This is a genomic window from Oceanobacillus luteolus, from assembly GCF_023715655.1.
Taxonomy (GTDB): domain Bacteria; phylum Bacillota; class Bacilli; order Bacillales; family Amphibacillaceae; genus Oceanobacillus; species Oceanobacillus luteolus.
This window is the reverse complement of the sequence record NZ_JAMBON010000001.1, coordinates 197,112-217,053: the sequence shown is the minus strand read 5'-3', so window position 1 is coordinate 217,053 and position 19,942 is coordinate 197,112. Positions and strand designations below refer to the sequence as shown.

The 19,942-nt window shown below is 37.3% G+C and carries 23 protein-coding genes; all 23 read right to left on the bottom strand.

Going from position 1 to position 19,942, the window contains the following annotated elements:
* Positions 1-13 precede the first annotated feature (13 nt).
* A complete protein-coding gene (locus M3210_RS01170; protein ID WP_251510321.1) occupies positions 14-1,117 on the bottom strand; it encodes a prephenate dehydrogenase in 1,104 nt (367 codons plus the stop codon).
* A 4-nt stretch (positions 1,118-1,121) separates the two neighbouring features.
* On the bottom strand, positions 1,122-2,216 hold the full coding sequence (gene hisC, locus M3210_RS01165; RefSeq protein WP_251510319.1) for a histidinol-phosphate transaminase: 1,095 nt from the start codon (positions 2,214-2,216) through the stop codon (positions 1,122-1,124).
* A gap of 4 nt (positions 2,217-2,220) precedes the next feature.
* Entirely contained in the window at positions 2,221-2,598 is a 378-nt protein-coding gene (aroH, locus tag M3210_RS01160; protein WP_251510318.1) for a chorismate mutase, read from the bottom strand.
* A gap of 2 nt (positions 2,599-2,600) precedes the next feature.
* Positions 2,601-3,665 carry a 3-dehydroquinate synthase gene (aroB, locus tag M3210_RS01155; RefSeq protein ID WP_251510317.1) on the bottom strand — a complete coding sequence of 355 codons (1,065 nt, stop codon included), beginning with the start codon at positions 3,663-3,665 and terminating at the stop codon, positions 2,601-2,603.
* Entirely contained in the window at positions 3,665-4,834 is a 1,170-nt protein-coding gene (aroC, locus tag M3210_RS01150) for a chorismate synthase (protein WP_251510315.1), read from the bottom strand. Before aroC ends, aroB begins: the two co-directional genes overlap by 1 nt.
* 117 nt (positions 4,835-4,951) lie before the next feature.
* Positions 4,952-5,731 (bottom strand): CheR family methyltransferase, encoded by a 780-nt coding sequence (locus M3210_RS01145; RefSeq protein ID WP_251510313.1) that lies wholly within the window; start codon positions 5,729-5,731, stop codon positions 4,952-4,954.
* Between the two features lie 163 nt (positions 5,732-5,894).
* Positions 5,895-6,341 (bottom strand): nucleoside-diphosphate kinase, encoded by a 447-nt coding sequence (ndk, locus tag M3210_RS01140; protein ID WP_251510311.1) that lies wholly within the window; start codon positions 6,339-6,341, stop codon positions 5,895-5,897.
* A gap of 79 nt (positions 6,342-6,420) precedes the next feature.
* Positions 6,421-7,392 (bottom strand): heptaprenyl diphosphate synthase component II, encoded by a 972-nt coding sequence (hepT, locus tag M3210_RS01135; RefSeq protein WP_251510309.1) that lies wholly within the window; start codon positions 7,390-7,392, stop codon positions 6,421-6,423.
* A 42-nt stretch (positions 7,393-7,434) separates the two neighbouring features.
* Positions 7,435-8,148 (bottom strand): demethylmenaquinone methyltransferase, encoded by a 714-nt coding sequence (gene menG, locus M3210_RS01130; RefSeq protein ID WP_251510306.1) that lies wholly within the window; start codon positions 8,146-8,148, stop codon positions 7,435-7,437.
* Positions 8,149-8,151: 3 nt separating this feature from the next.
* A complete protein-coding gene (locus tag M3210_RS01125) occupies positions 8,152-8,943 on the bottom strand; it encodes a heptaprenyl diphosphate synthase component 1 (protein ID WP_251510304.1) in 792 nt (263 codons plus the stop codon).
* A 111-nt stretch (positions 8,944-9,054) separates the two neighbouring features.
* A complete protein-coding gene (mtrB, locus tag M3210_RS01120) occupies positions 9,055-9,273 on the bottom strand; it encodes a trp RNA-binding attenuation protein MtrB (RefSeq protein ID WP_251510302.1) in 219 nt (72 codons plus the stop codon).
* A gap of 193 nt (positions 9,274-9,466) precedes the next feature.
* Positions 9,467-9,739 (bottom strand): HU family DNA-binding protein, encoded by a 273-nt coding sequence (locus M3210_RS01115; RefSeq protein ID WP_251510300.1) that lies wholly within the window; start codon positions 9,737-9,739, stop codon positions 9,467-9,469.
* Positions 9,740-10,067: 328 nt separating this feature from the next.
* Positions 10,068-11,546: a stage IV sporulation protein A gene (gene spoIVA / locus M3210_RS01110; RefSeq protein ID WP_251510297.1), complete on the bottom strand. Its 1,479-nt coding sequence runs from the start codon at positions 11,544-11,546 to the stop codon at positions 10,068-10,070.
* A 475-nt stretch (positions 11,547-12,021) separates the two neighbouring features.
* Entirely contained in the window at positions 12,022-12,747 is a 726-nt protein-coding gene (locus M3210_RS01105) for a YphF family lipoprotein (protein ID WP_251510295.1), read from the bottom strand.
* An 18-nt stretch (positions 12,748-12,765) separates the two neighbouring features.
* Positions 12,766-12,963, bottom strand: a complete 198-nt coding sequence (locus tag M3210_RS01100; protein ID WP_251510293.1) for a DUF2768 domain-containing protein — start codon at positions 12,961-12,963, stop codon at positions 12,766-12,768.
* 229 nt (positions 12,964-13,192) lie between these two features.
* Positions 13,193-13,453 (bottom strand): stage VI sporulation protein F, encoded by a 261-nt coding sequence (locus tag M3210_RS01095; protein WP_251510291.1) that lies wholly within the window; start codon positions 13,451-13,453, stop codon positions 13,193-13,195.
* Between the two features lie 63 nt (positions 13,454-13,516).
* Positions 13,517-14,551 (bottom strand): NAD(P)H-dependent glycerol-3-phosphate dehydrogenase, encoded by a 1,035-nt coding sequence (locus M3210_RS01090; RefSeq protein WP_251510289.1) that lies wholly within the window; start codon positions 14,549-14,551, stop codon positions 13,517-13,519.
* 19 nt (positions 14,552-14,570) lie between these two features.
* Positions 14,571-15,881, bottom strand: a complete 1,311-nt coding sequence (der, locus tag M3210_RS01085) for a ribosome biogenesis GTPase Der (protein WP_251510287.1) — start codon at positions 15,879-15,881, stop codon at positions 14,571-14,573.
* A gap of 85 nt (positions 15,882-15,966) precedes the next feature.
* Complete coding sequence (locus tag M3210_RS01080; RefSeq protein ID WP_251510285.1) at positions 15,967-16,152, bottom strand: capping complex subunit for YIEGIA; 186 nt, start codon at positions 16,150-16,152, stop codon at positions 15,967-15,969.
* Positions 16,152-17,045 carry a YIEGIA family protein gene (locus tag M3210_RS01075; protein ID WP_251510283.1) on the bottom strand — a complete coding sequence of 298 codons (894 nt, stop codon included), beginning with the start codon at positions 17,043-17,045 and terminating at the stop codon, positions 16,152-16,154. Before M3210_RS01075 ends, M3210_RS01080 begins: the two co-directional genes overlap by 1 nt.
* Positions 17,046-17,169: 124 nt before the next feature.
* Positions 17,170-18,300, bottom strand: a complete 1,131-nt coding sequence (gene rpsA / locus M3210_RS01070; protein WP_251510281.1) for a 30S ribosomal protein S1 — start codon at positions 18,298-18,300, stop codon at positions 17,170-17,172.
* An 89-nt stretch (positions 18,301-18,389) separates the two neighbouring features.
* The gene (gene cmk, locus M3210_RS01065) at positions 18,390-19,076 is read right to left on the bottom strand and encodes a (d)CMP kinase (protein WP_251510279.1); all 687 of its coding nucleotides are present in this window, start codon (positions 19,074-19,076) and stop codon (positions 18,390-18,392) included.
* A 118-nt stretch (positions 19,077-19,194) separates the two neighbouring features.
* On the bottom strand, positions 19,195-19,863 hold the full coding sequence (locus M3210_RS01060) for a flagellar brake protein (RefSeq protein ID WP_251510276.1): 669 nt from the start codon (positions 19,861-19,863) through the stop codon (positions 19,195-19,197).
* Positions 19,864-19,942 lie beyond the last annotated feature (79 nt).

The following is a 19,942-nucleotide window of genomic DNA, read 5'->3' as shown; positions in this document are numbered from 1 at the left end:
TCATCCTCTCACTTCAATTTTGTATCATTGTTTCATAACCATTTTGTTCTAAATATTTCTTACCTTTCTTTTGCGCTTTTTCCGTATAGAAACTTAGACGAAGCACCCCGGTAATTCCTTCACGGATTTCTAGAATTTCAATGTTTTTAACGCTTATCTCATAGTCTGCTAAAATTTTAAACACAGAAGCCAAAGCCCCGGGTTGGTCACGTATATCGACATAAAGATCATAAAATGCTGGTATCGCTCCACCATCTTTTGTTGGAATACCATCACGATACGTCTTTGCTGTCTTTAAATAATTAATCATTTCTTGCTTCTCGTTATAATCTACGAGACTTTTCAAATGCATCATTTCTTCAATCCATTCTTGTAACAACACGGACATTTTTCTCCGATTATGATAGAAAATATCCTGCCATAATTCTGGATTACTTGAAGCGATTCTAGTAATATCTCGGAAACCCCCAGCAGCTAATTTGGGTAAGAAAGCATGAGTTTCTTGCCATTTCTTAGCCTGATGGACAAGTGAAGATGCAATCAAATGCGGAAAATGAGAAACGACACCAGTCATTTCATCATGTTCTTCCGGCTTTAAAACGATAAACTTGCTTTTCGTTGGTGTCAGCACTTCTTTTAACGTATGTACATCTTTTTCCGTACTTCGTTTCGTCGGGGTTAAGACATAAATTGCATTTTCAAATAGATGCGATTTCGCCGCTTCAATTCCGCGTTTATGAGATCCAGCCATTGGATGGCCACCGATAAATACAATCTGTTGGTTAATAAGTTTCTCCGCTGTTTCAATGACTGTATTTTTCACAGACGCCGTATCTGTTACAATTACTTTTCTTTCAAATGTAATGGAGTCAAGCATCTCCAATAATTCAATGGTTTCTGTTATTGGAGCTGCAAGGATTATAATATCAGCATTTTGAGCGGCATGTTTAAAGTCTGTATAAGCTTCATCTATAATTCCATTTTTTAGGCCGTAGTCCAAGCTTTGTTCATTCAAATCGTAGCCCAGTACGGTATGTTCAGGATTTATTTTTATGGCTTTAGCAATAGAGCCACCTATGAGCCCTATACCTGCTACTAAGATTTTTCGATTATCCATATGTTCACCCATTACTTTCAATAAATTTCTTTATGATTTCTTGGAGCTCTGTCATATCTTCTTTATTACCTATGGTTATCCGAATTGAATTAGGATATCCAAGCAATTCTCCAGGTCTTACAATGAAGCCATTTTCAATCAAGTATTGAAACATCTCTAGGCCACTTACTGGAGTCGATACAGAAATGAAGTTTGTATAACTAGGATAATATGCCCAATTTATCTCATCGAGAAATTGACAGAAATCATTTTTAACATCACGGTTTTTCTCTACTGTTTCACGAATGAAATCCTCGTCTTGTATCGCGATCGTAGCAGCTTTCTGAGCGACAGAGGTGGTGTTGAATGGACCTCTAACGACGTTTAAATGATGAACCAGATCCGGATGTCCAATTCCATAACCTATCCGTAACCCCGCCAACCCATAAGCTTTAGAAAAAGTTCGCAAAGAAATCAGATTAGGATAATTCTTAATGTATGTATGTGAATCAAGCAATTGCGCCTCATCCACGTATTCTCGGTATGCCTCATCCAGTACAACCAATACGTCTTTGGGGCAATCTTCCATAAAATTAATGAATTCTTCTCCCTTGATCAATGTACCTGTCGGATTGTCTGGAGCACAAATCCACACAACGACCGTCTCTTCATCAATGGCTGCATTCATTGCTTGCAAATCATGTTCTCCATTTGCTTTTACAGGAATTTCTTTAACAGTTCCACCTTCAACCAATGTATTGTGCCTATACTGCGGGAAAGAATTAGCTGCCATAACGGTATTCGTATTATCTTGGACAAATGCCCGGCAGATAATTTGAATGATCTCTTCTGAACCACTTCCAAATAGTAACTGATTTTCGTCTACTGCAAGTTTTTTGCTAAGCGCTGTTCTCAATTCACTCGTATGCCCATCCGGATAAATATTTAATTCAGGAAGGTTCTCTGTTAAATAATTTTTGACTTGAGACGAATAACCATAAACATTTTCATTAGACGCGAGCTTCACTATTTTCTCTAAACCGTATTCCTCTTTGATTTCATGGGTTTGTTTACCCTGTTGGTATGCAGTTAGTTTGCTGAGTATTGTTTTCTGTTTCACTTTATTACTTTCCCCTCTTCTCAACTAATTCTGGACGAAGCGTTACAGCTTCATTATGAAAAACATGTCTAATCTCGTCTTGAGCCAGATCTGTGTTGACAACCATCATAATACGAATACAGGATTTCAAACTGTTTTGCACATCAATTTCGGCCATACACATGACAGGCACATATGTCCAGCCTGGAAATTCTCTTAAGGCCCGAGCAGGAAACACTGCATTTATATCTTTTGTAGCGGAAATGAATACATGTGACACATTCTCTGGTTTCACATTGTTGCTGTCAATCATTTCCTTTAACACGAGTTTCGTCTGTTGGATAATTTCCTCAGCGTTATTTTCTTTTATTGTGGTTGCACCTCGTATTCCCCTCGACACCATGTTTACACCAACCTTTCTTTAAATGTATTAAGATGATTATTTAATTCATCGTCGGTAATCTGTTCTACTTTTAACTGTCCAGGTGCTTCCATTAAAACCATTTTAATTTGTTGTCCGATAGTCTTCTTATCTGATTTCATATGATTTATGATTTCTTTACTATCGAAGGTCGATAGTATCGGATAATTATTCGCTACGAGCCAGCCTTTTAATCGATCAAATGGAAGTTTTTTCTGATAAACTTTTTCACTTACATGGATAGAGAACAATAACCCGATGGCAACTGCCTCTCCATGAGTGATTTTGCCATATCCTAATTCAGCTTCCAGTGCATGAGCTAGCGTATGACCTAAATTCAAGAACATACGGATTCCATGTTCTTTCTCGTCAGCTTCCACAATTCCTTGTTTCACTCTTATACCAGCCATAATATATTCCTGTAACTTCTCCGTTGATATGGATTCTAAATCTGTTTCAATCATGGAATAAAATAATTCTTCACTGGAAATTAACGCCTCTTTAATTAATTCTGCATAACCAGAACGTGTCTCGCGTTCCGATAAGGAAGTTAAAGTTTCCATATCATAAAAAACACCCACTGGAGGATAAAAAGCACCGATTAAATTTTTTCCAAGAGAATGATTTATAGCCACTTTACCTCCTACACTGCTGTCGTGAGCAAGTATCGTGGTTGGTACTTGAATATAATCGATACCCCGCATAAAGGTAGCGGCGACAAATCCGGCAAGATCTCCTACTACTCCACCACCTAAAGCAATAATCAAAGAGTTTCGATCCATACCGATTTCAATTGCTCTTGTCTGTATCTCATAATAAACATCAATATGTTTAGATTGCTCACCTGAAGGTATCGTGTATGAAGCCAAAGAAAAGTTATCCAGACCTTTCTTTACATCTTCTAGATAATACTTAGCTACATTCTCATCGGAAATTATAAGTACCTTCGTATAGGACTTCTTTAAATACTCATGTAGTTTAAAACGAAGTCCATTTCCAACTAAAATGGAATAGACTCCGTTACTATGTTTTACAGATAGCTCTTGCACTAAAACCACCTAATTTCATCTCGGTACTGGTCAATGGCTTCTTTTAGCTTTGGAAATTGATCATGTGGGAATTGCTCAGTAATCGCTTTTGCAATTTCAAAAGCAACTACATGCTCCATGACTACAGAGGCTGCTGGCACTGCACAAGGGTCAGATCTTTCAATTGTCGCTGTGATTTGTTCCTTTGTATCAATATCAACACTTTGCAACGGTTTCTTCATCAATGTAGGAATTGGCTTCATGACCCCTCTTACTACTATTGGCATCCCAGTAGTCATACCGCCCTCAAAACCGCCCAATCGGTTGGACGTACGATAATATCCCCGTTCCTCATTCCAAGCAATCTCATCATGGTTCTCACTTCCAAAAATCTTTGCAGCTTGGAAACCAATACCAAATTCAACACCTTTAAAAGCATTAATACTTGCTACACTACCCGCAATTCTTGCGTCGAGCTTACGATCATAATGAACATACGATCCTACCCCAGCTGGCACACCTTCCACATAGACTTCACAGACACCGCCAAGCGTGTCTCCCTCGCTTTTTGCCAAGTCGATTTTTGCCATCATCTCTTTTTCAGCTGATGAATCAAGTACCATAACTGGTGAATTTTGAGCGATTTCTTGTCTTTCTTTGATTGACAGACCATCTTTTTCCTCAGCTATGATTCCACCAATTTCTTTTACGTATCCGGCTACCTCTATACCTAGTTCCCTAAGCAACTTTTTCGCAACAGCACCAGCAGCGACTCTTGCAGCCGTCTCTCTCGCAGAAGAACGCTCAAGAATATTTCTTATATCTCGATGACCATATTTTAAAGCACCATTTAGGTCGGCATGTCCTGGTCTCGGACGGGTCACAACACGGCGTAGCTTCGTATCTTCAGCAATCGGATCCTCCCCCATTATATCCGTCCAATGTTTGTAGTCATCATTATTGATAACTAGTGATATTGGCGAGCCTAACGTATATCCGTGTCTGATACCACCGGTAACCTCTACAAGGTCCTTTTCAATTTGCATTCTTTTTCCACGACCATAGCCCTGTTGTCTCCTTAATAGGGAATGATTGATGTCTTCCTTTGTAATAGGTAGATTAGAAGGAACGCCTTCTACAATTGTTGTTAATTGTTTACCATGTGATTCACCTGCAGTTAAGTACCTCAATGTAGCATTCTCCTTTTTCCCAAGCAATTAATAATTATGTACTGAATTAGATTTCTAATTACTATAACATATTCGAACATTTTTTTGGAATTAAATTACCGTAAAAATTAAATAATTTTAGTTTTTATGCTTTTGATAGAAAAATGTATCCAATAATTTGAAATTATACTTCTCCGGTGAGAAGATTTGTTCGGTACTCCCTACAAAAAGCACCCCCTGATTGGTCAGCGAGTTACTAAATCCAGTATAAATTTGCTCTTTTGCTTCGTCCGTAAAGTAAATCAGAACGTTACGACAGATTATTAAATCATAGTTAGTAGGATAGCGATCAGCCAATAAATTATGTTTCTTAAACGTTATATTCCTTCTCAACGCCGGGTCAACTTTATACTTTGCTTGAGTTTTAGTAAAATATTTTTGTTTTAGAGAAGGAGGAACCTCTTTCAAAGATTGTTCAAAATATAAACCTTCCTTCGCCTTACTAAGTGCTTTATCATCAATATCAGTCGCCAGGATCTCAATTTGTACGTGAGGGAAATATTCTTTGAATAGTATAGCGATGCTATAAGGTTCTTCTCCAGTCGAACAAGCGGCACTCCAAATTGAAATTCGGGATTTATTATGTGAAATATGCGGAATTACTTTGTCCTTTAGAACATCCCATCGCTTGATGTTGCGGAAAAATTCTGAAACATTAATTGTCAATCGGTCTATAAATTCTATCTGTAGTTCAACATCTTTATTCATTGCTTCGTAGTATTGAACATAGCTGGAAAACCCTCGTTTATCACGCAATGTTGTTATTCTTCTTTTCATTTGAGTTTCTTTATATAGACTGAGGTCAATATCATATTTTTTGTTTACTTTTTGGATAAATTCTAGATAGTCATCCAACATATTGCTCCCCCTATGCTGTTTCATATAAACATTTTAATAATTTGATGATGGAATGAAGCTACAACCAGCGTACTTGCACCACATATCATACGCCAGAGATTAATACATCATGTATTTTTATTTGTAAAAACCTCCGTTATATAAACGGAGGTTAGTGGTTGGATTAGTAGATCCAAGTTGTATCAACTTTTTCGTAAGATACCAATTCTTTTTCGTCAAAGAATAAGTTGATTTCTCTTTCTGCACTTTCTGGTGAATCAGAACCGTGAATGATATTCTTTCCAACAGTTACACCATAGTCACCACGGATTGTGCTTGGAGCAGCTTCACTTGGGTTTGTTTTCCCCATCATGTTACGTGCTGTTGAGATAACATTTTCACCTTCCCAAACCATTGCAAACACTGGTCCAGAAGTGATAAATTCAACTAATTCTCCGAAGAAAGGTCTTTCTTTATGTTCACCATAATGTTCTTCAGCCAATTCGTTGGAAACTTGCATCAGTTTCGCACCCGCTAGTCTGAAACCTTTCTTTTCGAAACGTGAAACGATTTCTCCGATTAGATTGCGTTGTACACCATCTGGTTTTACCATTAAAAATGTTTTTTCCATTCCTACACCTCTTTAGTTATGCTGATTTATTAACCTATAAAATTATACAAAAGTCTTGAAGAAATAACAAATTTTATCATTAAACTCTTCTTCTTCCAATGTATTTAGCAATGGTTTGTAGTGTTATCTTTGATTTGCTGTTAGGCAATTCATTCAAAGTATCCAGTGCTTTTTTCAAATACATGTCACTTAATTCATAGGATTTCCGTATTGCACCGGTTTGTTTTAATGTATTAATTACTAATTTCATGTCGTCTGACTGTATGAGATCAGGTTTTTTAAAAACCTCTTGTACCATTTCATTAAATTCCCGGTCTCGAATGGCATATAGGACCGGAAGGGTAATATTCCCTTGCAAAAGGTCATTTCCCGCAGGTTTTCCTAATTGCTTCGCCGTTTCCGTAAAGTCCAATATGTCATCAATTATTTGATACGACATTCCAATGTAATAGCCATAACGATAAAGGAGCTTCACTTCCTTATCGGAAAGACCTGAAAGAAGTGCTCCAAGCTGACAGCTAGTCGCAATTAAAAGTGCTGTTTTACGTTTAATTCTTCGTAAATAATCTCTAAGATTCTGCTCCCAGTTAAATTTATCCTGAATTTGATCAATTTCTCCTATGGCAACTTCCACTAACGCTTTAGAGAGTACCCGATGTGCTTTCGGATTATTTATTGTTGTTACCTCTTCTAAGGCTCTGGCAAGGATATAATCCCCTGTATACATTGCTATACGGTTTCCATATAAATGTTTTATGGTGGGCTTGCCTCTGCGTAACGTTGCTTCATCAATCACATCATCATGGACAAGCGTTGCCATATGTATTAATTCAAGTGCAACAGCAGCTTTACTTATACTTTCTGCATCATAGTCACCCAGTTGTCCGGCTAAAATCACAAATACAGGACGAATTCGCTTTCCACCAGCATTTAATAAATCTATCGAAGCTTGACGTAAGACAGGGTGTTCAGCTTGAATCGTTTGATTTAAAGCTTCTTCGATTACTTCAAGATCCTTTTTTAAGTATCCGTATGTTTTAGGTAGTTTCATATGTGTCACCTTTATTTTCAAATTACATCTAAAAGGCCTTTATCAGCGAATTTGCTTCGTTCCCATATGCATCGCTGCTACGCCAAGTGTATAGCTCTTCACCTCGACAAAAGAAAAGCCTGCCTCTTGAAACATTTCTTTCAGTTTCCTTTTATCAGGGAAACTCTTTGTTGATTCGTTTAACCAAGCGTACTCATCATAACTTTCCGCGAATATCTTCCCAAACAATGGCATGATAAAACGAAAATAAAAGAAATATAATTGCTTAAAGCCAATCAACTCCGGTTGAGAAGTTTCGAGGCAAACTACCTTTCCATTTGGTTTTACAACCCTGTACATCTCTTTTAATACGGTCATATAGTCGGGAACATTTCTAAGTCCAAATCCGATTGTCACATAATCGAACGTATTATCAGGAAAAGGTAATTCCATTGCATTGCCATGTACAAATTTCACTTGATTTAAATTCAATTTTTCTTTTTTATCTTCGGCAATAGATAGCATATTTTCGCTGAAATCCAAGCCAATTATTTCTCCCTCTTCACCTACTGCATGAGCTAGAGAAACAGACCAGTCCCCAGTACCACAACATACGTCTAATGCCTTCGCGCCCTTTTCCACATGCATTCTAGCCATAACATCATTTCGCCAAGCTTTGTGCTGTTGAAAAGAAATAATGGAGTTCATGGAATCGTAATTTTTATATATTTTTTCAAATACGTAATGTACTCTTTCTTCTTTTGATTGTTTATGCACGTTTTACCCTTCTTCCGCATTTAAGGTATTTCTATATACATGGTCGACCATTTTCTGGTTGAAATAAGATTGAAGGTCGGTAGTTGAATGAGGCAATTTCATTAATTTATTATTAAAACTTGTCCATTCTCTTTGAATGATCGAACTAAATTTATCTTCAGCAGTCATATATGGGTTCGTTTTCTTGGAATCCATCATACTGTTAAGTAAAATCTCATCGTTGACGATACGTTCCTTTTCTTTGCTAAGGAGTTTGATATATTGCCATTGTTTCACACAATTTATAAAATCGATATGCTGAAAATAATTGGCGACGGTTTCAATTAGGAGACTCTCAACTTCCACTTTTAAGCTTGTATATTCACTGAAAGTTTCATACTCTCCATAATAAAGCTTCATCTTTCGTTCATTAATCGCTTTTATTGCTGATGCTAGTTTATGTATGAATGTCAAGTCATCTATTTCTGAAAGCAGATAATAGTATAATCCACTATAATAATCACCTGCTAGTACATAAAGCTGCTTAACAAGTTTCTCATCGTCAGTTTCATTATCATCATTATCCATAACAAGCTCATGGGTATCCAACGCAACTTGAACAAGCATCGTAGTAATGATATAAACGTCGCGGTTCGTTTGCGCTGAAGCAGTGTCCTTAGGAATGAGCTTCAATAGGATAAACAATTTATCCTCATCAATTACGGGCTTTTGTATAGTTTTCCTTAGGAAGTCATGATTTGTTTTGTTTTCTATTATCTCTTTGTATAAAGTTATTTCATTCATTGATTTACTCAAAAAAATCACCTAAGCCCTTTCATCAATTGAAGTGCCTTAGTCATTATAGCATATTTAACTATAATCTACATCCTTACTGACAGGAAAAGATGATAGATTATAGAGGACTTATTATTCGTTGCTCATTTCCCCATTACTAGTTTGAATTAATGCTTTACCTCTGATTTTAACAGCTGAAGTATGTTCAGTGAACTGTGCAATCATAATCTCATTTTTATCGAGTTTTTCTGTATGATGAAATTTTGTGTTTGTTCCACGCGTTAATCCTATCACGTTTACCCCGTCTTCAAGTGCTTTAATTACGATAAAATCAGTTTTAGTATCTTTCATACTTCCATCCCCTTAAACAAAGTATTTTAAAGAACAATAATAATTCCTAGCAAATTTGGACGTTTGGGAGAATCCATCTACCATCCTCTATTATATGCATATTTTCACATTGACTGCATTCTATTTGCTGTGGATAACAGTACATAAAAAAGGGTACGTAGGAACGTACCCTTTATCAGCCCTATGTAGCAAATTATTTAACAGCGTCTTTAAGAGCTTTACCTGGTTTGAACGCAGGAACTTTGCTTGCAGGGATTTCAATTTCTTCTCCAGTTTGTGGGTTACGGCCTTTACGAGCTGCACGATCGCGCACCTCAAAGTTTCCGAATCCAATCAACTGTACCTTTTCACCGTTTTTAAGTGAATCCATGACAGAGTCAAATACAGCTTCAACTGCTTTCGTAGCGTCTTTCTTAGAAAGCTCAGTCTTCTCAGCTACTGCATTGATTAAATCTGTTTTGTTCATGACATTCACCTCCTCCCAAAATGTTAAACTTGACAGTGCAACAAACAAAAAACTACTTAATTCATTTGTTCACAACTTTGCCTTTTTTTATACTTGGTTACTAAATCAAATTAGTAACAAGCCTTATAATATATGACTTTGCATTAAAATTCAACAATATGTGCGCTTTTTCTCTAATATTTTTGTAAAACATGGTATTTCACCCAATTTTACAGATTATTCAAGCGTGAAAGTAGTTTTTTATTTGTTTTTACCGTTACTATAGCTATTCGACAACAAAAAGGATTTTCCTTCCGTTAAAAAAATAAAAAGCAGCCTATTTCAGCTGCTATAAGATAATTGCCAACAATCCGCCAGATCCTTCGTTAATAATTCGCTCTAGTGTATCCTTTAATTTATATCTAGCATTTTCTGGCATTAATGAGATTTTTCCTTGAATTCCTTCACGTACAATGGAGCTCAGTGACCTGCCGAAGATATCGGATTCCCAAATGGATAGAGGATCATCCTCAAAGTCTTGCATCAAATATCTTACTAGCTCTTCACTTTGCTTCTCCGTTCCGATAATAGGAGCAAATTCTGACTCCACTTCAACTTTTATCATATGAATGGAAGGTGCAACAGCTTTAAGCCGAACACCAAATCTTGTTCCTTGACGAATTATTTCAGGTTCATCCAGTATCATATCCTGTACACTAGGTGCTGCGATACCGTAGCCTGTTTGTTTAACCATCTGTAGTGCACTTGCAATTTGATCATATTCCCTCTTCGCGTGAGTGAATTCCTGCATGAGTTCTAATAAATGATCTTTCCCTCGAATTTCTTCCCCGACAATCTCTTTTAAAATCTCATCATACAGTTCAGGCGGTGAGTGGAGATCAATTTCAGCAATTCCATCTCCCATCTCCATTCCAGCTAGATTTGCACGCTCAATGTATTCATATTCAGAAAATGTCGCAACAATCTCATCAACATCTCGCAATCGCTTTATGTTTTTGACTGTATTCTGAATGGCCTCCTGGTAATTTTCTCTGAGCCAATGATCTTCTTTTAATACCATCACCCAGCTCGGAAGGTTTACATTCACTTCCAGTACCGGGAACTCAAATAATGCTTCTCTTAGTACTTTATAGACATCATGCTCCGTCATATTTTCTACACTTACAGCTATAACAGGAATATCATATTTCTCGGATAGTTCTTGGCGTAAAAATTCAGTCTCTGGACTTGTCGGGCGTACGGAGTTCACAACCATAATAAATGGCTTTCCTACATCCTTTAACTCTTCAATTACCCTTTCCTCTGCTTCCACATAGTCCGAACGAGGAATCTCACCGATGGAGCCATCTGTAGTAACAACAATTCCAATGGTTGAGTGTTCTTGAATAACTTTACGTGTTCCTATTTCTGCTGCATCATGAAACGGAATAGGTTCTTCATACCATGGTGTATGAATCATCCTTGGCCCGTTCTCATCTTCAAATCCTTTGGCGCCTTCAACTGCATAACCTACACAATCGACAAGACGTACATTTACATCTAATCCTTCATCTACATTTACTGTAACCGCTTGATTTGGAATGAACTTAGGCTCTGTCGTCATGATGGTTTTCCCTGCTGCGCTTTGAGGAAGTTCATCTAAGGCTCTTGCCCTATCACTTTCATCAACGATATTCGGCAGTACGACAAGTTCCATAAACCTCTTGATAAAAGTCGATTTTCCTGTACGGACTGCCCCCACGATTCCGAGATATATATCTCCATTTGTCCGCTTAGAAATATCTTTAAAAATATCGATTTTCTCCAAAGTAATCCCTCCCGATCCTAAAACTATAATTAATACAACAGATTATTTCTTGCCACTACAAGTCTATGATGTTGTCCCAAAGAATTATGCATGATTCAGGTATACTAGAATAGCAAAAATATATTTTTAAAAATTATATATACTCCATTGCTGATTATCACCCCATAATTCTTATTTAGGATAACAAGGAGAGCTTACTCCTTTTTTAAACATATTAAAATTGATACAACCTGCTGGAAATTATTATGAAACACTCTTATATGTTTCACAGTCCAATCTCACCGCCTCCCAAGGAAAACAAGGTATCTCAGGAGCGGCCGAGCTATTGATGATAGCAAATAGCCTAGATTTTATTTATCAGCACTTTATTTAATCTTCCATTAGGATATTAAAATCAATAAAAACACCCTTGCAACAATATATATGTCGCAAGGGTGTTTGTTTATGCCTGGATCTTCACTATAGTACTATCCTTTCATTCTTCCATCATAAATACCGGTTCTCCGTCTTTAACAGTATAAGGAAGAGAATATGTTGGTGCAAAAGGGGTATGATCCGTCAATAAGAATCGAATGTCATCCCCCTCTTTATAGTCATGGTCATATTCCTCTAAAGCACGTTGTAAGTCAATTCGATAGTCTACAAATAGATTTCCATGCACGTCCATTACAAGTGGAAGGTTTTCTTGACTATATGGGCTTACTACGGTTGGTGGTTCGTCGAGTTTTAATTTTTCGTGATCGATTAGATAAATCCCATCTTCTACTTTTTCACCAAATGCAGGATAGGTGTGTTCTTGCCTAAATGCATTTAATCGAATGTTGACACTACGAATCTTTTCAGTAACGCGAAGATCAATGACTTTAACTGTTGGATTTTCTTCCGGCGTAATTAAGATATATTGATAATATCCACCATTTTCAAAAGCATTCCCCGGAATTTCAGAGATGGCATTTTGTTCCTTCAATAAGCTGAAGTCAACCAGATACTTTTCAAAAATAGGTGTATCACTAGGTTTAGTCCGGATAGGTACCAATCCACCAGTTTTCTCGCGATAAGTATCTACTGCATTTTGTACAATTTCAAGCTGTGTATCATGGGGGACTTGATTCTCTGCTCTTTCACTATCCGGATACATGCACCCTGTCAGCAAGAGAATAAATAATCCTAATAAAGTACCTTTTATGTATGAAACTTTCAATGCTTAACCTCCTGATAACTATCTTGTAGGTCCTGTAAAGACGACAAAGAGAATGATAATAGCTCCTGAAACTAAACTGAAGTATGCTAAAAGGGATATTACATTTGCTAACCAACCTGTTAATTTCTTTCTGCTTAACCAGATTAGACCTAATGCTATAAATAATAAAATCATTCCTACAAACGAAATGTACATTTTTAGCATAGATATACTCATTTTATAATTCACCTCTAACTTGTAAAATCTACCGAAACCATCCCATATTATATCATAAGCATGAAGTATTCTTATATTAAAATGATGCAAAAAAAGAACCGAGACGGAGGGGGCTGACTCCATCTCGGGTGACTAGATAATACCCACGCAGACTCTATCCATGAATGCTTGTGCGATGTATTCTATGCGAGAATTATGACTTATGCATCCTCATCTGCCTAATACCGCATTAATTATCGAAAAATTTATTCATGGCTTTAGAATCCATTGGCATTTTATTCTTAACTATAGCCTCAACAATCTTATCCTCTTTTTGCTTCGAGACAGGCTTACCTGCCATCCGTGATAAACGTTGGATAAGATCACGAACTGTTTGCTCATCGGAAAAATCTGCATTCTTTACCGAGTCAGCTACTTTAAATATTTCATCAGGTGATATGTTTGCGTTTTGTTGAATTTTATCGAACATTCCTTTTTGAAAGTTGTTCACCGCATTTCCTCCTTGATTCATAATTTCAAAATATTATATGCAAGCGAAGGAAATGCGTGTGAATTAAGAATCATGTTCTTTTAGCAATATCTCCAGTTCTGCCAATTCTTCACGTTTGTCTCGGTTCATTAATTGATTGACTACCTCTTCAGGTTTTTTACCTTCAAAAAGAATTTGGTAGATTCCCGTTGTAATGGGCATTTCAACATCTTGTTTTTCAGCGATTTGTTGTGCAGCTTTTACCGTACGGACACCTTCGACTACCATGCCCATTTCTTCCAGCACAGCTTCCAATTCATGCCCTTTTCCCAACAGGTTTCCTGCACGCCAATTTCGACTGTGTACACTTGTGCACGTTACAATCAAGTCACCTACACCAGATAATCCTAGAAAACTGAAAGGATTGGCACCTAAAGAAGTACCAAGTCGTGTAATTTCCGCAAGCCCTCTTGTGATCAATGCAGCTTTTGCATTATCACCGAATCCTAAACCATCGGAAATACCAGCCCCAAGTGCAATAATGTTTTTTAAAGCTCCACCCAATTCTATTCCCAATACATCCTGACTTGTATAGACCCTAAACGTATCACTATTAAAGAGATTTTGGGCGTGCTTGTTTTTATCTGCATTTTTAGCGGCTACCGTAACCGTTGTCGGATGTCTCAATGCAACCTCTTCCGCGTGGCTTGGCCCAGATAATACAACAATATTATCTGCTGGATATTCAGGCAACTCTTCAGCTATCATTTCAGACACACGCATTAGAGTAATCGGCTCAATACCTTTTGTAGCATGAATGATTGTTGCATGTTCCGGTATAATTCCTGTCAATGATCGCGCTACCTCACGTATTGCTTTTGCAGGTACGACGATCACAATCGCTTCCACATCTTGTACAGCTTCTTTGAGATTGTAAAATGCAGTTATCTGATCAGGTAGAGTAACATCCAGATATCGATCGTTCCGTTTTGTTTTGTTAATCTCCTCAGCCTGTTCTGCCCTATGGCTCCATAACCTGACATCATGGCCGTTTTCAGCTAATACAATACTTAAAGCTGTTCCCCAGCTTCCTGCACCTAACACTGCTACCTTTTTCAAGATAATTCCTCCTTTAACTCTACTGTCGCTTCCTTACGAAAATTTTGATTGGCGTACCAGTAAAGTCAAACGCTTCCCTGATCTGATTTTCTAAAAATCTTTCATATGAAAAATGCATCAGTTCCGGGTCATTAACAAAAACCACAAAAGATGGGGGTTTTACCGCAACTTGTGTACTATACAATACCTTCAACCGTCTTCCCTTATATGTCGGTGTCGGATTGATAGCTAACGCATCCATAATCACGTCATTTAATAGATTGGTCGGTATCCGTTTTACATGGTTTTCACTCGCCATATTGATTACAGGCAATAGTGTATGCAATCGCTTTTTAGTTTTGGCGGATAGAAACACAATTGGTGCGTATTCAAGAAACTGAAAATGCACTCTAATTTGTTCTTCAAATTCCCGCATTGCTTTTTCATTGGATTCAACCGTATCCCATTTATTGACCACAATGACAATAGCTCTTCCTTCTTGATGAGCTATTCCTGCAATTTTTTTGTCTTGTTCCATGATTCCAGTTTCTGCATCAATTAAAATAAGGACAACGTCGGAACGTTCAATTGCTTTTAATGCACGAAGCACACTATATTTTTCGGTCGTTTCATACACCTTTCCACGTTTTCTCATTCCCGCGGTGTCCGTAATTACATAGTCCTGCCCTTCTCGACTGAACCTTGTGTCTACAGCGTCTCTCGTAGTACCAGCGATATCACTGACGATTACACGTTCTTCATTCAGCATGGCATTTACTAAAGAGGATTTCCCTACGTTCGGACGACCAATTAAACTGAAATAGATTGTTTCATCGTCTTCTTCAGGTTCCTGCTGTTCCGGAAAGTAACTGACTACTTTATCCAACAGATCACCTAAACCAAGTCCATGTGCCCCCGATACAGGGAATGGCTCACCAAAGCCAAGAGAATAGTATTCATAAATGGTTTCTCTCATTTCTGGGTTATCCATTTTATTTACACCCAATACTACAGGTTTATTAGATTTAAATAATAGTTTGGCTACCTCTTCATCTGCTGCAGTGATCCCGCTTTTCCCATCAACTAGGAAGATGATTACATCCGCTTCATCGATGGCTATTTCGGCTTGTTCTCGCATTTGTACAAGTAATGGCTCATCACCAGATTCAATTCCACCTGTATCAATAAGATTAAATTCATTATTTAACCACTCTGCTTTAGAGTATATCCGATCCCTAGTAACACCAGGAATATCTTCAACGATGGAAATTCTGTCACCCACTAGACGGTTGAAGATTGTTGATTTGCCGACATTCGGTCGACCTACTATTGCTACTACTGATTTTCTCATGAAAGGAACTTCCCTTCTCAAACATACTTTTCATTACTTCATTATTCTAGCAAAACCAAGCCATATAAACAATTTTAAACCAATATCAATGTTTAACGACGATATAAAGCTCTTCACTTAATGCATGGGCAATTCCATCTGTTATCGCCTCAAGATTAGCACAAATGGTTTGCAATTCATTCTTGGATTCACAAATAAAAATTGGTGCTCCACCAGTAATTTTTGTGTTATTAGTAGTTACAACTGCGAGGATGGCTTTCTCAATTACCACTATTCATCACTCTTTCCATTATAAGGTTTTGATTCAGATGGAAGTCTTATCGCACTCTCCAACACAGGTACAGAACCGATTATTTTAATTGCTAAATCAATATCACGAGTTTGAGGTAGAATAAACATTCCTACTCTGCCATCAACCAGATCTCTTTTAATTAATGGTGTTAGAGCTGGAGTTCCTGAATCACGAAAGATACCTAATGAAACGGATACATCATGAAGCATTGCTTGTCTTTGCCCTAAATTAGCTAACGTTTGCACGATGTCCCTATTTTTCGGAAGTATCAAAAAGCCCATCCCGTACTTTAATATTTCTTCCCTTCTTTCTTCTACCCCAATATTCATAATATAAATATTATCAACGTAAAGCCCTGCTCCTTCAAACTTTAAAGGGATCGGAACAATCTCAGCTATATCCTTTATTGTACTTCCACTCATCAATTTCATCGCTATTAATATACAGAGTATGCTGCCTAAAATAGCAATTGGTAAAATAAAGTGAATGTATAATAATGCGGATATGAAAGCAGTGAAAATACATAAATAATTTCTGCTTTCAAAGGAAATCGCTATACCTTCTATATAAGACTTTCCTCTCGGTACAAGCTCAAATTGATCAATCTCAGTCAATGTGTTTCTTTCCATATTTCTAACGTCACGAAACTGTGTTGCGGCCACTGTCAACAATGTTACTGCTGTATATTCTTGCTCAAGTAAGGCAGGGACTGCAATCGCACCTAATGCTGCTGCGATAAAGCCTAAAGAGACGTGGATAATCTTACCGTGAAGGTATGTTGGATATTGTCTGTAATCCGTTTTCAACATTAAAATACGCGATAGAGTACCTACCGCTATTCCAAACACAATAGCATATGTATACTCATTCATATTCTCACTCCTTTGTCATCATTGTTCCAAAAAAGTGAGCTTGTTATACGAAATGATATCCGGATTAACTCATATAGTAAACACAAAAAAAAGCTTTCCCTATAGGGAAAGCTTTTAATTCTTTTTATTTATATTTATCCAGTTGATCACCAATCACGTCTCCCAATTGAAAACCGGAATGATCATCATCTTTTTCATAATTTTTTACTTCTTCTTGTTGCTGTTGTTGCTCAAGTTCTTTGATACTCAGTGATATACGTTCTTCTTCTTCGTTTACATCAAGTACTTTTACATTGACTTTTTGGTCGACTTCAAGAACTTCCTGAGGGGTACCAATATGACGGTTAGCTATTTGTGAAATATGCACTAGTCCCTCTACTCCCGGGAACAATTCAACAAATGCACCAAAGCTCACCAGTCGTTTTACTGTACCTTCAAGTACATCACCTTGCGCAACCTTTTCACCGATATTTGTCCATGGTCCTGGAAGTGTCGCCTTATGGGATAGAGAAATTCTTTCGCTGTCACGATCAACGGATAAAATCTCTACTTTGATTTTATCTCCTTCTGAAACAACATCTGATGCTTTTTCAACATGATGGTGGGCTAGTTGCGAGATATGGACTAAACCATCTATACCACCAATATCAACAAATGCACCAAAACTTGTTAAGCGTTGTACAGTCCCTTCAATTACTTGACCTTCTTCGAGCGATTCCAACAGATTTTTTTTGTTCGCTTCAGCTTCTCTTTCCACTACTGCACGGTGTGATAAAATCACACGGTTTTGGCTGCTATCCAGTTCTTCAACGATGACCTCAAGAGTCTTTCCGTTATAGTCACTGAAATCTTCTACATAATATGTTTCTACAAGTGATGCAGGGATAAATCCTCTCACACCGACATCGACAACAAGTCCACCTTTAACTACTTCTTTAACGACAGTTTCAAAGACTTCTTTATTGTCAAATTTCTCTTGTAGATCTGCCCATGCTTTTTCAGCATCTACTGCTTTTTTAGATAACACAACTTCGTCATCCGTAACTTTTTTCACTTGCAGTGTAATAGTATCTCCTTCGCTTACAACATCACTTGGAAGCTCAACATGCAGACTGGAAAGTTCACTTATCGGAACAATCCCTTCTGTTTTATAACCGATATCAACGAGAACTTGTTTTTCCTCTACCTTAACAATCGTCCCCGTTACCGTATCCCCTACGTTTAGTTCTGGTATTTCGTTAAATTCGTTACTCATATCCTTAGCCCTCCTATTGACATCATACGATTATAAATGATTCTTTTTATAACTTCTAATAATTACATTTTTTTGTCAAGTAAAGTCTTCTACAATTGTGTAGTTTTGTACTTCTCTACTTCGAGTAAAATACGATCGACAACTTCTTCTATAGATAAAGAAGTAGTGTCTACTTCAATTGCATCCTCAGCCTTTGTTAATGGAGCGATTTCACGATTAGAGTCAATTTCATCTCTTTGTTGAATTTCCTTTTTCAGTTGGTCTAGTTCTGACGGGATGCCTTTTGCCATGTTTTCTTCATGACGTCTTTTTGCCCTTTCTTCCACCGAAGCCACAAGAAAAATTTTAACTGCAGCGTTGGGAAGTACGTGGGTGCCTATGTCCCGACCGTCCATAACTACTCCACGGTCTTTAGCCAATTCCTGCTGTCTTTTCAACATTTCTTTTCGTACAGTAGGGAGTTTAGCTATGTATGATACATTTGCAGATACAGGTTGATGACGTATTTCATTTGTGACATCCTGCCCGTCTAAAAGAACCCGCTGCCCGTTTGATTCATTGGTCAGTTCAATATCGGTTTCCAAAAGCACTTCCAACACTGCTTCTTCATCTGAAGGGTCTATATCCAGATTCAGTACCTTTAATGTGAGGGCTCTATACATCGCTCCTGTATCCACATAAATATATTTTAATTTTTCAGCTACAATTTTTGCGACGGTACTCTTTCCAGCTGCTGCTGGCCCGTCGATTGCAATTGCTGTATTATGTTCCTGCATGTACAACCTGCCGTCCTCTCCGACCATGCATCTTACCTACCACATGATCAAGCAATTATTAAACTTATCTACTATTCATCATAGCATAATTTAAATTGTAAGGTCTAGAATTCTCTCCTTAAGAATATTCTTTTTTTCTCATTTCCCTCTGTTTTTCAAAACAATAACTGACAATTAACTGTTGCTCTTGTGTTTTTATAGATTCGAACTTAACGGAAGCTGAACGAATACCGTCTTTTGATTGGATAAACACTACTTTAGCACTTGTATGTATATAATGATATGTCCCAGATATGAAACCAAGACTCAGCCAGATATCAACGACTTCATCCATTTCAAGGGATTCTTTTTTAGGTAAGATAAGTGATAAGCCGCCACCACTAATATCTGATGTAACTGTAGTAAATGCTCGATTGTATTTATCTTTCCGGTGAACAGCGACATCTACAATTGCATCTACCCGCACAAACTCCCTACGTTGAATCCTATGTAGATCTTCTAATTTAGGCATAGGAACCGCTAAGGCAGGAAATTTTAATTTTAGCCTGGCAGCAATTTTAGTGGAAAACTCATATACTGCTTGGTCGTCTCCTACAAAACTTAAGTTAAAAGATGTACCGACGGGAAAATATATAGTTTTCCTTGTAGCCTTATGAACCGGATTGTCCAAAATAATATAGTTTTCTTTCATATCGATTATTTTACTGTAGTATTCTTCCTTACTCTTCCCTGGTTCATTTAATATCAAACTGACCTTTGTTCCAACTTTGATGGAAATCCCCTTCATCTTGTTACCTCAATTCTTCTCTCAATTATTCAAATTATTATATATTTATTATTACAGATTTATTTGAAAAGGGGAAGGC

What these genes read in the sequence shown, in the direction of transcription:
- cmk (WP_251510279.1), bottom strand. Translation starts at nt 19,076, where the DNA reads ATGCAGGAACATAATACAGCAATTGCAATCGACGGGCCAGCAGCAGCT.
- ndk (WP_251510311.1), bottom strand. Translation starts at nt 6,341, where the DNA reads ATGGAAAAAACATTTTTAATGGTAAAACCAGATGGTGTACAACGCAAT.
- M3210_RS01075 (WP_251510283.1), bottom strand. Translation starts at nt 17,045, where the DNA reads ATGAATGAGTATACATATGCTATTGTGTTTGGAATAGCGGTAGGTACT.
- M3210_RS01145 (WP_251510313.1), bottom strand. Translation starts at nt 5,731, where the DNA reads ATGTTGGATGACTATCTAGAATTTATCCAAAAAGTAAACAAAAAATAT.
- mtrB (WP_251510302.1), bottom strand. Translation starts at nt 9,273, where the DNA reads ATGAAAGATACTAAAACTGATTTTATCGTAATTAAAGCACTTGAAGAC.
- M3210_RS01115 (WP_251510300.1), bottom strand. Translation starts at nt 9,739, where the DNA reads ATGAACAAAACAGATTTAATCAATGCAGTAGCTGAGAAGACTGAGCTT.
- M3210_RS01060 (WP_251510276.1), bottom strand. Translation starts at nt 19,863, where the DNA reads ATGAAGGGGATTTCCATCAAAGTTGGAACAAAGGTCAGTTTGATATTA.
- der (WP_251510287.1), bottom strand. Translation starts at nt 15,881, where the DNA reads ATGAGAAAATCAGTAGTAGCAATAGTAGGTCGACCGAATGTCGGCAAA.
- aroH (WP_251510318.1), bottom strand. Translation starts at nt 2,598, where the DNA reads ATGGTGTCGAGGGGAATACGAGGTGCAACCACAATAAAAGAAAATAAC.
- M3210_RS01100 (WP_251510293.1), bottom strand. Translation starts at nt 12,963, where the DNA reads ATGAGTATATCTATGCTAAAAATGTACATTTCGTTTGTAGGAATGATT.
- hepT (WP_251510309.1), bottom strand. Translation starts at nt 7,392, where the DNA reads ATGAAACTACCTAAAACATACGGATACTTAAAAAAGGATCTTGAAGTA.
- M3210_RS01170 (WP_251510321.1), bottom strand. Translation starts at nt 1,117, where the DNA reads ATGGATAATCGAAAAATCTTAGTAGCAGGTATAGGGCTCATAGGTGGC.
- rpsA (WP_251510281.1), bottom strand. Translation starts at nt 18,300, where the DNA reads ATGAGTAACGAATTTAACGAAATACCAGAACTAAACGTAGGGGATACG.